This window comes from Nocardia sp. BMG111209 (assembly GCF_000381925.1).
Classification (GTDB): domain Bacteria; phylum Actinomycetota; class Actinomycetes; order Mycobacteriales; family Mycobacteriaceae; genus Nocardia.
Window position 1 is genome coordinate 876,560 of sequence record NZ_KB907308.1, and the last position, 13,074, is coordinate 889,633.

General features: G+C 70.8%; 12 protein-coding genes. 2 read left to right on the forward strand and 10 right to left on the reverse strand.

Annotated features, from left to right (window positions below; all coding sequences use genetic code 11):
• Positions 1 to 4: 4 nt before the first annotated feature.
• Both G361_RS0127620 and G361_RS0127625 read right to left on the reverse strand, forming a co-directional pair.
• On the reverse strand, positions 5 to 751 hold the full coding sequence (locus G361_RS0127620) for a 3-hydroxybutyrate dehydrogenase (protein ID WP_019930368.1): 747 nt from the start codon (positions 749 to 751) through the stop codon (positions 5 to 7).
• Positions 748 to 2,118, reverse strand: coding sequence for an MFS transporter (locus tag G361_RS0127625; protein ID WP_036495559.1), 1,371 nt, complete (start codon positions 2,116 to 2,118; stop codon positions 748 to 750). Before G361_RS0127625 ends, G361_RS0127620 begins: the two co-directional genes overlap by 4 nt.
• A gap of 99 nt (positions 2,119 to 2,217) precedes the next feature.
• On the opposite strand from G361_RS0127625, the gene G361_RS0127630 reads away from it, so the two are divergent.
• On the forward strand, positions 2,218 to 3,180 hold the full coding sequence (locus G361_RS0127630) for a LysR family transcriptional regulator (protein ID WP_026343589.1): 963 nt from the start codon (positions 2,218 to 2,220) through the stop codon (positions 3,178 to 3,180).
• A 15-nt stretch (positions 3,181 to 3,195) separates the two neighbouring features.
• Here the strand turns inward: G361_RS0127630 and G361_RS0127635 are convergent, their stop codons facing one another.
• Genes G361_RS0127635 through G361_RS0127665 form a run of 7 tightly spaced genes read right to left on the reverse strand, consistent with a single transcriptional unit; the run spans position 3,196 to position 10,362 of the window.
• Positions 3,196 to 4,290, reverse strand: coding sequence for an MSMEG_0565 family glycosyltransferase (locus G361_RS0127635; protein ID WP_019930371.1), 1,095 nt, complete (start codon positions 4,288 to 4,290; stop codon positions 3,196 to 3,198).
• Positions 4,290 to 5,141 (reverse strand): carbon-nitrogen hydrolase family protein, encoded by an 852-nt coding sequence (locus tag G361_RS0127640; protein WP_019930372.1) that lies wholly within the window; start codon positions 5,139 to 5,141, stop codon positions 4,290 to 4,292. The genes G361_RS0127635 and G361_RS0127640 overlap by 1 nt, the downstream gene beginning before the upstream one ends.
• Before the next feature lie 11 nt (positions 5,142 to 5,152).
• A complete protein-coding gene (locus G361_RS0127645) occupies positions 5,153 to 6,394 on the reverse strand; it encodes an MSMEG_0569 family flavin-dependent oxidoreductase (protein WP_019930373.1) in 1,242 nt (413 codons plus the stop codon).
• A complete protein-coding gene (locus G361_RS0127650) occupies positions 6,387 to 7,298 on the reverse strand; it encodes a carbon-nitrogen hydrolase family protein (RefSeq protein ID WP_019930374.1) in 912 nt (303 codons plus the stop codon). The genes G361_RS0127645 and G361_RS0127650 overlap by 8 nt, the downstream gene beginning before the upstream one ends.
• Positions 7,295 to 8,752, reverse strand: a complete 1,458-nt coding sequence (locus G361_RS0127655) for an MSMEG_0567/sll0787 family protein (protein ID WP_019930375.1) — start codon at positions 8,750 to 8,752, stop codon at positions 7,295 to 7,297. The genes G361_RS0127650 and G361_RS0127655 overlap by 4 nt, the downstream gene beginning before the upstream one ends.
• A 1-nt stretch (position 8,753) precedes the next feature.
• A complete protein-coding gene (locus G361_RS0127660; RefSeq protein WP_019930376.1) occupies positions 8,754 to 9,812 on the reverse strand; it encodes an MSMEG_0568 family radical SAM protein in 1,059 nt (352 codons plus the stop codon).
• Positions 9,813 to 9,816: 4 nt separating this feature from the next.
• Positions 9,817 to 10,362, reverse strand: coding sequence for an MSMEG_0572/Sll0783 family nitrogen starvation response protein (locus G361_RS0127665; RefSeq protein WP_019930377.1), 546 nt, complete (start codon positions 10,360 to 10,362; stop codon positions 9,817 to 9,819).
• Between the two features lie 403 nt (positions 10,363 to 10,765).
• Between G361_RS0127665 and G361_RS0127670 the strand changes: the two genes are divergently transcribed.
• Entirely contained in the window at positions 10,766 to 11,254 is a 489-nt protein-coding gene (locus G361_RS0127670) for a MarR family winged helix-turn-helix transcriptional regulator (protein ID WP_019930378.1), read from the forward strand.
• A gap of 107 nt (positions 11,255 to 11,361) precedes the next feature.
• Here G361_RS0127670 and G361_RS0127675 read toward each other — a convergent pair whose 3' ends face one another.
• Positions 11,362 to 12,900 (reverse strand): MFS transporter, encoded by a 1,539-nt coding sequence (locus tag G361_RS0127675; protein WP_019930379.1) that lies wholly within the window; start codon positions 12,898 to 12,900, stop codon positions 11,362 to 11,364.
• Positions 12,901 to 13,074 lie beyond the last annotated feature (174 nt).

Here is a 13,074-nt window from a genome sequence, read left to right on the forward strand (position 1 = left end):
CGGTTCATCGCGCGCTCCAGCCGCCGTCCATCACGTACGAGGAGCCGGTCACCATGCCCGCGTGCGCCGACGACAGCCAGACCACCAGCGCCGCAACCTCTTCCGGTTCGATCAGGCGTTTGATCGCGCTCTCGGTGAGCAGCACCCGCGCCAGCACCTCCTGCTCCGGAATGCCGTGCGCCTCGGCCTGTTCGGCGATCTGCTTGTCCACCAGCGGGGTCCGGACGTAGCCCGGATTCACACAGTTGCTGGTGACCCCGCGCGCGCCGCCTTCGAGGGCCGTCACCTTCGACAGCCCCTCGAGCGCGTGTTTGGCGGTCACGTACGCGGACTTGAACTCCGAGGCGCGCAGCCCGTGCACCGAGGAGATGTTCACGACCCGCCCGAAGCCCTGCCCGTACATGTGCGGCAGGGCGGCCCGGATCAGCAGGAACGGCGCTTCCACCATGAGCGCCAGCATGTTCCGGAAACGGGCGGGCGGGAACCGTTCCAGCGGGCCGACCGTCTGCACGCCCGCGTTGTTGACCAGGATGTCCACCTCGAGCCGCAACTCCTCCAGGGCCGTCACGTCGAGCAGGTCCACCTCCCAGGGCTTTCCGCCGATCTCCCGGGCCACCGCCACGGCGGCGGCCCCGTCGATGTCGGCGACGGTGACGGCGACCCCGGCGGCGGCGAGCGCGCGAGCGCAGGCCGCCCCGATCCCGCTGCCGCCGCCGGTCACCAGGGCGGAACGTCCGGCCGTCGCACTCATTTCGCGACGACCTCGGTGAATTCCACCGGGGCGGGCTCGATCCGGTCCAGGGCCGCCAGATCCGCGCCGCGGGTCTCCCGCACGAATCCCACGGCCACCAGGGTCACGACGGCGGCGCCGGCCAGATACCAGGCGATCGGCACGTAGGTCCCGTACGTGTCCAGCAGTTTCACCGCGATGATCGGCGCCAGCGAACCCGCGACGATCGAGGTCACCTGATAACCCAGGGACACACCGGAATACCGCATCCGGGTCGGGAACATCTCGGCCATGATCGCCGGCTGCGGCGCGTACATGAAGGCGTGGAACACCAGCCCCACGATGATCGCGGCCATGATCACCGGTTTGTGCCCGCTGTTCATCATCGGGAACGCGAAGAAGCCCCACGTGGCCGTGGCCAGCGCCCCGAACAGATAGACCGGCCGCCGTCCGATCCGATCGGACAACCGGCCCACCAGCGGGATCACGACGAAATGCACCGCGTGCGCGGCCAGCAGCCACCACAGGATCACCTTGGTGTCGGCCTTCACGTGCACCTTGAGATAGGTGATCGAGAACGTGACCACCAGGTAGTACATGATGTTCTCGCCGAACCGCAGCCCCATCGCGGTGAACACCCCGCGCGGATACCGCCGCAGCACCTCCAGCGCGCTGAACGAGGCGTCCCGGATCCGCTCCGCATCCCGTTGTGCCGCAACGAAGATCGGCGCGTCGGTAACCTTGGTGCGGACGTAGTAGCCGATCAGCACCACCACCGCCGACAACCAGAACGCCACCCGCCAACCCCAGGCCAGGAACGCCGCGTCGGACAGGGTCGATGTCAGCACCAGCAGCACGACGGTCGCGAGCATATTGCCCGCCGGCACCCCCGCCTGCGGCCAACTGGCCCAGAACCCGCGGCCCCGGGCCGGACTGTGCTCGGCGACCAGCAGCACCGCCCCGCCCCACTCCCCGCCGACGGCGAACCCCTGCAGGAATCGCAGGATCACCAGCAGCGCGGGCGCCAGATAGCCGACCTGGTGATAGGTCGGCAGACAGCCCATCAGGAATGTGGAGACGCCCACCAGCACCAGGCTGACCTGCAACAGCGACTTGCGTCCGTACCGATCGCCGAAGTGCCCGAACACGATTCCGCCGATCGGCCGGGCCGCGAACCCGATGGCATAGGTGATGAACGCGTCCAGCACCGCGTCCAGATCACTGCCGCCCTTGGCGAAGAACACCTTGCTGAACACCAGCGTCGCCGCCGTGCCGTAGAGGAAGAACTCGTACCACTCGACGACCGTCCCGGCCATCGAGGCGGCCACCACCGTCCGCAGCCCGCGGGTGCCGGAATCGTCTGCCCGCGCTGCGTTGCGCACCCTCATCAGAACTCCTTCTCGACCGGGAGCCGTGCCCGAAGATGTGACGCCTCCCACATTTACCTGGTCGGATCCGAGTATCAATGCAGATGTTCGCCGGTAACAATGCCCAATTCCGCACCGGATATCTGCGAAAATGCAGAAGTGATCACCAGTCCCTCGCCGGCCCGCCGACCCAGCCCCGACGACCTGCTGGTCCTGCTGGCGGTGGGCCGCACCGGCCGCTTCGTCTCCGCCGCAGAGGAACTCGGCATCAACCACACCACCATCTCCCGCCGCGTCGCCGCCCTGGAACAAACCCTCGGCGGCCGCGTGCTGACCCGGGTCACCGGCGGCTGGGAACTCACCGACCTCGGCCGCGAGGCGCTGACCGCGGCCGAGGCGGTCGACGCCGCGGTCCGATCCCTGACCACCGACGCCACCGGCGCCCGCATCCTCGAGGGTGTGGTCCGGATCTCCGCCACCGACGGCTTCAGCGCCTATATCGCCGCCCCCGCCGCGGCCGGCGTCCAGCGCCGCCACCCGCGCGTCGCCGTCGAGATCATCACCGCCACCCGCCGGGCCTCCACCCAGCGTTCGGGCCTGGATCTCGAGGTGGTGGTGGGCCGTCCGAAGGTGCACCGTGCGATCGCGACCCCGCTCGGCGACTACTGCCTCGGCCTCTACGGCTCCCGCGACTACCTCGCCGCCCACCCCGCTCCCACCGGCATCGACGATCTGGCCCGCCACCCCCTGGTCTACTTCATCGAGTCGATGCTCCAGGTCGACGACCTCGACCTGGCCTCCAGTTTCGCCCCCGCGATGCGCGAATCCGTCTCGTCCACCAACGTTTTCGTCCACGTCGAGGCCACCCGCGCCGCCGCCGGGCTCGGCCTGCTCCCCTGCTTCATGGCCGACCGCCACCCCGATCTGATCCGGGTCCTCCCCACCGAGGTCGCGGTCCGCCTCACCTACTGGCTCGTCGGCCGTCCCGAAACCCTGCGCCGCCCCGAGGTTTCCACCGTCGTCGAGGCCCTCCACACCACCGTGCGGGAGCACGCCGACGCGCTACTGGGCATCCGGGACTGACACCGGACCGCACGGTCAGCGCCGGGCCGCCGCGTATCGCGCGTAGCAGGCGAGGTGGGCGGCGGCGGCCCGGTCCCAGTCGTAGCCGCGGGCGACGGTGCGGCCGTGGATGATCCGGACGGGGTCGCGGTGCAGGGCACGGGACATGGCGGCGGCCGCCGCCGGTGCGTTCGCGGCGTATTCGACCGTGTCGCCGAAGACTTCGCGCAGGACCGGGAGATCCCGTGCGACGACCGGAATCCCGGCGGCGAGGGCCTCCATCGCGGCCAGGCCGAAGCCCTCCTTCGTGGACAGGAACGGGAGCACGGTGGCGGCGGCCATCAGGGCGGGCAGGTCGGGGTGCGGGACCGGGCCGAGGACGATCGGGTTCAGGCCGAGTTCGGTTGCGCGGGTGTCGAATCGGGCTCGATAGTCGCGGTAGTCGAAGAGGGTCTCGCCCCCGGCGAAGACCAGGCTCAGGTCCGGGTGCTCACGGGCCAGGATCGCGAAGGACTCCAGCAGATCCAGGCTGCCCTTGCGGGGTTCGATGCCGCCGACGGCCAGCACGTAGCGGCCCAGGCGTTCCCACCAGGCGGCGCGAGCCGGTGCCGCGGCGGGACCGGCCGCGGCGGCGAAGCGGTCGTATTCGACACCGTTGGGAATCACGGTGGGCCGCAGGCCCCAGCCCGCCTCGACCTCCGCCGCGACCGCGGCCGAGACGCAGATCCGCGCGTACGGCTGGACCACCGCGCGATCGTGACAGCGGGCCAGTTCCGGGGTGGTGAACCGGTCCAGGTGGTGGATGGTGCGCACGCAGTGCGGGACGGCGTTGGCGCTGATGCAGTCCTGGGCGTGCGCGATGTCGTAGTCGTGGGCGGGAAAAGCGTAGTGCAGCAGCGATATCGAGCGGAGGATCCGCGGACCCACCGGTTCCCCCTCGATCGGCGGGAACGGGACCACCCGGACCGTCACCGCCGGATCCACCGGGCGGAAGAACGCGTCGTCACCGCCGCGGCCCAGGGTCCACACCGTCACGTCGGTCCCGGCGCGCGCCAGCGCCTCGGCCAGGTTCAGGGTGTGCACCACGCCGCCACGGGGTTTCGTGGAGTAGGTCAGTAGCGCGATCCGCATCAGTGGGCGCCCTTCTCGCTGGTGAGGTTGTGATAGGCGTCGGTGCGGCGTTCCTCGAGGTGCCGCAGCACCCGCCGGGCCCTCGCGACCTCGGCGTCCACGTCGACATCGCAGACCGCCAGCCCGCCCTTGGACCAGGTCCGGGCCAGGATCTCCCCGCCCGGACCGACCACCTTCGCCTGCCCGAGGAACCGCAGACTGCCCGTCACGCCGGTCTGATTGGACGAGACCAGCACCACCTGGTTCTCGGCGGCGCGGGCCTGGTCGTAGAGGTCGAACAGGCGCGCCTGCCGGTCGTTCGGCATCCGGGAGGCCCGATCGGTGATGCTGGCGGGCCACGCCGACAGGGCCGCGATCACCCGCGCGCCGTCCAGGGCGAGGGTGCGCGCGGACTCCGGGAAGGTCTTGTCGTAGTCGATCAACATGCCCAGCCGACCGACGGGAGTATCGAAGGCGGAGAAGCGATCTCCCGCCGCATAGGCCAGATGTTCACCGGCCGGCTGATGCACCTTCCGGTGGCGGCCCAGCACCCCGTCGCCGGTGAGGCAGACCGCCGCGTTGTAGCGCAGGTCGCCCGCGCGCTCGGCGTAGCCGACGCACACCACCATGTCACCCGCGGTGCGGCACAACAGCCGGATCTCCGGCCCGTCCGGATCGAGCGCCTCCGGGCCCGATGCCGGATCCGGGTGGCGCAGATCGCCGATGTAGCCGCCGAGTGTGGCGTCCGGCAGCACCAGCAGATTCACGCCGTCGGCGGCCAGCCGCTCGATGATGGCGGCCAGCTTGTCCAGCGAACGGGCGATGTCGGCGCCGAAATGTGCTGCCACGGCGGCGATTCGGATGGTGGTCATGCCGCAGGCGCTCAGGCGGCGGCGGTTTCGCGGGCGGACACCGCGATCCGGTCGGCGAGATGTCCGGCGTCGCGGGCGATCGCGGCGAAACGACCGGAACCCCAGGTGTGCAGCCAGGGCAATCCCAGGAAGTAGAGCCCGGGTACGGCCGTGACCCCGCGGCGATGACACGGATGCCCCGCGCCGTCGAAGACACCGGCGCGTAGCCAGCGGTAGTCGGTCCGGAAACCCACCGACCACAACACCGTCGTGATGTCGTGCGCCCCGAGGTCGATCGCGGGGATCTCCTGTTCGGGCCGCCACACCGGGACGTACCGCGGCTCGGTGGGCGCGTCGATACCGGATCGCGCGATGTAGGCGTCGATCGAATCCTTGATGCCCTCGGCGACCGCGTCGGCGGCGTCCAGGGATCGTTGCAGCGTCGGCGCGAAATGTGCCTGCTCACTGTGGAAGTCGATCATCCGGCCGTACAGGGCCATACCCTCCAGCGCGAATCGGCGCAGGTCGATGTCGCGGCCGCCGTCGCGGCCGGTGACGTAGTGGTTGGTGTTCTCCCGGCGGGCCAGCCCGCCGGGCTGGTCCTCGACGGGAATGTCGTAGTGCCCCATGTCCTGCAGCCACGCCACACAGTCCCGCCCCCGGTAGAACCGGGCGACCCGCGGCGCGTCGCCGGCGGCCAGATGCACCTGCCGGCCCGCGAGATGCAGGTCCTCGGCGATCTGCGCGCCCGACTGCCCGGTCCCGACGACCAGCACCGCACCCGGCGGCAGCGCGTCCGCGCTGCGGTACTGCGCGGAGTGCAGCTGGGTGACGGTGGCCGGGAGCCGCTCGGCGAACCGCGGCACCGTCGGCACGTGGTAGCCGCCGACCGCGACCACCACCTGATCGCAATGCACCGGGCCCGAGGAGGTTTCGACATCGAAACCGGACGCGGCCGGAGTGACCGCGGTGACCGCCACGTGTTCGCGCACCGGCGGATCGAAGGTGTCGGCGTAGCCGCGCACCCACCGATAGATCTCGTCGCGCGGCATGAAGCCGTCCGGGTCGGGGCCCTCGTAGCGATAGCCGGGCAGTACGCACTGCCAGTTCGGGGTGACGAGAGTGAAGTTGTCCCAACGACCGTCGCGCCACTCGTGCGCGATCGTGTCGCGTTCCAGCACCACGTGATCGATACCCCGGTCGGCCAGGTGCCGGCTCATCGCCAGTCCGGCTTGGCCCGCGCCGATCACCACCACCTGCCGATGCTCAGGCATGAGCGGTCTCCCGTTCCGGTCGTCCCACCACGCCGTAGCGCTGTACGACGCTGCCGTACACCTCGGGCCGGCGGTCGCGCAGGTTGTACATGCCGCCGTCGCGGGCCAGCCGCAGCGCCTCGGCGACATCGACTGTGGCCGTTGTCAATCCGGGGGCCGTGCCGGTGGTGGCGAGTACCTCGCCGCCCGGCCCGACGATCTTCGCGCTGCACACGAAGCGCAGCGAGCCGAACCGGCCCGCCTGATTGGCGGCCACCCAGATCACCTGGTTCTCCACCGCGCGGGCCCGGTCGAAGATGTCGAAACGCTGGGTCCAGCGGTCGTCTTCGAGGCGTTCGGCGGCGGCGGTGCGGGCCGTCGGCCACGCCGATACCGAGGCGATGATCTCGGCGCCGTCGAGCGCCAGGCCGCGCGCGGCCTCCGGGAAGGCCTTGTCGTAGCAGATCTGCATACCCATCCGGCCGATCGGGGTGTCGAACCCCCGATACTCGGAACCGGCCGCGTAGCAGAGGTTTTCGCCGAGCGGCTGATGCACCTTGCGGTACGAGCCCAGGATGCCGTCACCGGTGAGGGTGACCGCGGCGTTGTAGCGGGTGTCGCCGTCGGCCTCGCAGAAACCCAGGGTCACCACGAGATCCCCGGCGAGCGCGGCGATCCGGCGCAGTTCCGGCCCGTCCAGGGCCAGCGCCGGTGGCAGACTGCGCAGCCGCCGCGCCCGCGCCTCCTCGCTCTCGTCGGTGCCGCCGAGGCTGGTCAGATAGCCGCCGAGGCAGGCCTCGGGCAGGACCAGCAGGTGGCTGCCGCGGGCACGCGCCTCGTCGATCAACGCGCCGATGGTGTGATAGCACTGCTCCAGGTCGCGGCCGAATTCGGCGGCGGCGACGGAGATGACGGTCTCGCTCATGATTCTCCCAATCCGGTGACGGTGCCGGGCACCGCGTCGGTGACGGCCCCGTCGGGCCAGCGCAGGACGACTCCCGGTGTGGCGGTGAGGGTTCCGCACACCGCCGAGGTCGCCGGGCCGGGATCGGCGATGCGCGCGCCGGGACGATCGGCGGTGAGCATCGCGAAACCCGGGAAACAGGTGAGCCAATCGGCCACCGCGGCGCCGGCCGGCCGCGGCACCCGGGCCACCTCCAGTTCGGCGCCCACGCCGGACGCCTCGGCCAGCATCCCCACGGTGCCGGCCAATCCCGCCATACTGACGTCCTTGGCGGCGGCCGGCGCCGTGGCGGCGACGAAGCCGCCCAGGGCCCGCAGTTCGGGCCCGCTGCGGGAGGTCGTCGAATCCCATTGACGGCCTTGATATCCGGGCCGCCAGCGACCGCCGAGGTCCGCGGTCACCCGCAGTTCGTGACCGGCGCGGCCGCCGCCGCCGGGAACCGGCCGGTCGGTGCGGCCCAGCGCGGTGACCGACAGCGCGGCCGGCACGCCGAGCTGGGTGTGACCGCCGAGCACCGGAACGTCCCAGGCGCGAGCGCCTTCCGCCAGCCCGCGCAGGATCCGGGTCAGCAGGGAGGCGGTGGGCGCGCCGACCGCGTCCAGCAGCCCGGCCGGTGTCGCGCCCATCGCGGCCAGATCGTTCAGGTTGACCAGCACCGCGCACCAGCCCGCCCACTCCGGATCCCGTTCCACCATGGCCGGGATGATGGCGTCACAGGCCGCGATGAGGTCCGAGCCGGGTACCGGTGCACCGTCGTCGCCGCGGAATCCGCTGCCGCCGAACGCCTTCGGATGTCCGTCCAGGACCGCCAGCGCGGACCCGAGCGCCGCCTTGGTGCTGTGGGCCAGCCGCCGGATGCGGTCGATCGGCCATCGCATCCGGGCATGCGGCGCCCCGCCGATCACGCAGTCGCCCAGCCGATTCCAGCCCAGCTGCGCGAACATCGGTTCGTGCGCGGCCTGTACGGTCGCCTCGAAGCGCAGCACGCCGCTGCCCTCGGCATGCGCGCAGGCCGCGCGGACCAGCGCCGGGCCGAGGCCCCGGGTGCGACGGGCCGGATCGACCACCAGCCGGCTGCCGGTCCACCACCCCAGATCCGGGTCGGTCGCCGGGGCGAGCCGCACCCCGCCGAGGACGGTACCGTCCGCGGTGGCCGCGACCAGCACCACCGTGCGGGGATCGTCGTCGAGATCGTCGGCGTCACTACCCGCGAACAGGCCCTGTTCCACGACGAAGGCCGACCGCCGCAGGTTCCGGTAGGCCGTCAGGTCCCGGGCGTCGGCGGGCCGGATCAGGTACTCCGGCGCCGCCGTGGGCTGCCCGGACAGCAGGCAGCGATCCACCCGCTGGGCCGCACCCGGACCCGCACTCCACCAACCGGTTTCGGCCGTCGCGGCGATCCGTGTCGTCCGCATGTCAGCCGCCCAGGCTCGGCAGCGCGCTGCACGCGCCGCACGCCGCGCAGCCGGCCTTCTGCCCGGCGCCGGCCATCCCGGCCCGGCGCAGCGCCGCGGCCACCCGGGCGGTCACGTCGGCGAGCAGCTGTGGTGCCGGCGCCTGCGCGCCGTCGGCATCGACCGCGAGGGTGCCCGCCAGCGGCCGGAACGGCACCACGAACGGATACACCCCCATCGCGATGAGTTCCTCGGCGCCGGTGACCAATTCGTCCGGATCCTCACCGAGCCCGACGAGCAGATAGGTGGACACCTGGTTGCGGCCGAACAGCCGCACCGCCTCGGCCCAGGCCGCCCGGTATTCCGACAGCGGCACGGTCGATTTGCCCGGCATCCACCGGGCGCGCACCCGGTCGTCCAGCGACTCCACGTGGATACCGATGGAATCGGCGCCCGCGGAACGCAATTCGGCCAGCGCGATCGGATCTCCGGGCGGTTCGCACTGCACCTGGATCGGCAGCTCCGGCACCGCCGCACGCACCGCCCGCACACAGCGGGCCAGATGCCGTGCGCCCCGGTCCTTTCCGGCGGAGGTACCGGTGGTCATCACCAGCTGCCGGACCCCGTCGAGGCGGACCGCCGCCGCGGCCACCTCGGCCAGTTGCTCCGGCCGCTTCACCGCGACGGTGTTCCCCGCGGTCAGCGACTCCTCGATGGAACAGAACCGGCAGCGCTGATCGGCGGCATAGCGCACGCAGGTCTGAACCACGGTGGTGGCCAGCACATCCGCGCCGTGTAGCCGGGCGATCTGCTCGTAGGCGACGCCGTCGGCGGTGCGCAGATCGTAGAAGCGCGGGCGGCGTACCGGTTCGACGGCGATACCGAGGTCCGCACCGTCGAGCAGCAGCCGGTCACCGCGGATCTCGTAGGGGCTGTCGGCCCGGATCGGCAGTGCCGCACCGACTCCGCCGAGCAGCACATGGCCGTCGTCGCTCGGCCCGGCACCGGCGCGCCGCCGCACCGGTACCTCGACACGTATCCCGCGCAGCGCCAGGTCCACGCGGGTGGACACCTCGGTCATCGTCCTACACCTGATACGTGGAGTTGATGATGGCGCCCTTGCGCGCGTAGTGGATCAGCGCGTCCTGCACGTCCAGCGGATGCGCCGGGACGACGCCCTCGATCAGATCCTCCTCGCGCGCACCGTGCAACGCCAGCCCGAACCGGCAGGCGAACACCGTGCCACCCTCCTTGATGAACGTGCTCAACGCGTCGTTGATGTTCTGCTCACCCGGGAAGCCGGCGTCACCGGTGGTGGGGAATCCGCGGTTGGCGATGCAGTTGATCGCGCCCGGCCCGTAGAAGTAGATGGCGGACTCGAAACCCTTGCGCAGCGCGCGGGTCGCCTGCAGGACCGCCACGAAACTCACCGACGATTCGTGCGCGATGCCGTGCACCAGGGTGAAATAGGTCTCGCCGGCCTCGGCCCGGTAGTCCGGGAAGATCTTGGTGCCGCCGTAGATGTTGGTGCCCTTCGGCAGTGCCGGATGCGGAATCTCCGCAAGGGATTTCGCGATGTTCTCCTCGATCAGCCGGTCGATGTCGGCGGTCGGTTCGGCGGGTGCGGACATGTCTCACTCCTGGATACGTGGCGATGGGGCCGATGGATGGCGCTCGATCCCGGCTGCCACCGGGTCCGGCGATGTATCCAGTGCACGCCCGGCGTGTTTCCGGATGGTCACGTCCGGAATAATTGGCGATAGCGGAGAGTTCACCGCCGTGACGATCTTCGCGAGGGCCGTAATCTGTTGCGGCACAAGCAATCCGGTGCCATATGCACCCGCCGCGCCACCGGTGCACTCGAATTCGATTCGGCGACGGGGAAATCACCGTCCTGGTAATTCGCCGACAGCGGTTAACAATCGCCGCCCCGGAATCGGCGCGGCGTCACGCGACCGTAACCGGACCGTCGCGCATCCCGGCGATCCGAAAATGATATTCATGCGGATTATCTGTAATGGATATAATGGTGGTATGACCGCCATGGCACCGTCGCGCACCGAACCCGATCTGTCCTACCTGCTGGACCGGACCAGCCATGTGCTGCGGACCAGGATGGCGGCGGCGCTGGCCGAGGTCGGCCTCACCGCGCGGATGCACTGTGCGCTGGTACACGCGCTCGAGGCGGAACGCACCCAGATCCAGCTCGCCGAACTCGGCGATATGGACAAGACCACGATGGTCAACACGATCGACGCCCTGGAACAGGCCGGGCTGGCGGAGCGCAAGCCGTCCAGCACCGATCGGCGGGCCCGGATCGTCGCGGTGACCCCGAAGGGCCGGCGGGTGGCCGAGCAGAGTCAGCGCCTCGTCGACGGCGTGCACCGCACCGCACTGGAGTCGCTGCCCGCCGACGAGCGCGCGGTGATGCTGCGGGCACTGACCCGGCTCACCGAGGGCGAACTGGCCGCCCCCGCCGAGACCCCGGTCGCCGCCCGCCGGGCCCGGCAGTCGTCGCGCTGACATTCGCGTCATCGGCACGGCCCGGAGGGCACTCGCCCGATGTGCGAGACCCGGCGCTACAGCCGGAGGCCGGCCGCGTTCACGGCCGGCCGGATGTCCAGTCCGGATCAGAGGCGGGCGTGTGCGGCCTCCCCGTCGTCGGCGGCCGGAGTCGCCGAGCCGGCAACCGTCTCCACACCGGTGGCGAGGGCCGCGCCGGCATGCTCGGCGTCCGCCGCGCCTGCGTCCGCGGCGACCGGGGCGTCCGCGGCAGAACCTGAGCCCCGGCGGCCGAGGAGGACGAGGGTGACCACCAGCGCGGCGGCCAGCAGACCCGTGGCGACTGTGAACGCCGCGCGGTAGCCGCTGGTGAGCGCCTCGAGAGCGGTCGCACCCGCCGCCGTCGCAGCGGCGGTCCGGCCCGCCGCGACGGTGGACAGCACCGCCACGCCGAGCGCCATGCCGATCTGCTGGGTGGTGTTGAACAACCCGCCCGCGAGGCCCGCGTCCGCCGCACCCGCGGCCGACATCCCGAGCGTGGCCAGTGCCGGGAGTACCAGACCGCCACCGGCGATCAGCACCATGGTCGGCAGCAGATCGGTGAGGTAGCCGGCGTGCACGGGCAGGCGGGTCAGCAGCGCCAGCGCCCCCGCCAGGAGCACCAGCCCCGTGACGAGTACCACGCGCGGCCCGAACCGAGTGCTCAGCCGGGCCGAAAGCAGCAGCGACACACCGCCGATCGCCACTGCGGCGGGCAACATGGCCAGGCCGGTGGCGGTGGCGCCGTAGCCCAGCACCTTCTGCATGAACAGCGCGACCATGATCTGGAATCCGAACATGCCCGAGAGCGCGAGCATCTGGATCAGATTCGCGCCGACAACGGTGCGGGAGCGGAAGATTCGCAACGGCAACAGCGGGGTCCGGGCCCGCGACTGGCGGAACACGAAACCGGCCAGCAGCGCCACCGACACCGCGGCCAGGATCAGGGTCCGGGCCGACGCCCACCCGTGATCCGCGATGCCGACGACCGTGTAGATACCCAGCATCAGACCGCCGGTGACCAGCACCGCACCCAATACATCGGCGCCCGCGCGCATCCCGATCCCCCGATCCCGCGGCAGTACCCGCAGCGCCGCGGCGACGGTGACCACCCCGATCGGGACGTTGATGAAGAAGATCCAGTGCCAGCTCAGCATATCGGTGAGCACACCACCGAGCACCTGTCCGATCGACGCCCCCGCGGCCCCGGTGGAGCTGAAAACACCGATGGCGGTTGCCCTTTCCCGGCCTTCGGGGAACACCGTGACCAGGATGCCCAGCACCACCGCCGTGGCCAGCGCACTGCCCACCCCTTGCAGGAATCGCGCCGCGATCAGCCAGCCGGGCCCGGTCGCCAGCCCGGCCAGCACGGACGCGCCCGTGAACACCACGTTGCCCGCGATGAAGACGGTCCGGCGGCCGATCAGATCACCCGCCCGCCCGGCCAGCAGCAACAGCCCGCCGAACGCGATCAGGTACGCATTTACCGTCCAACTCAGCTGTGCCGGAGCGAAACCCAGGTCCCGCTGGATCGCGGGCATCGCCACGGTGACGATGCTGCCGTCGAGGATCGTCATCAACGCCGACGCCGACAACACCACCAGCGCAGCAAGTTTGGGAAACGACATCGTGCACTCCCGTCTGATCAGGTTCCGGAGGAACAAGAACGAGACTAGCGGATAGTTTCGTTACAGACAATCTGCAAGGCACTTTGCTGCCCGGATCCGGGCCGGCGGCCGCACTCCGGCACTCGCGCGGAACCCCCGTATGGCTAAACCTGAATCCACCGATGAATTCGGTGT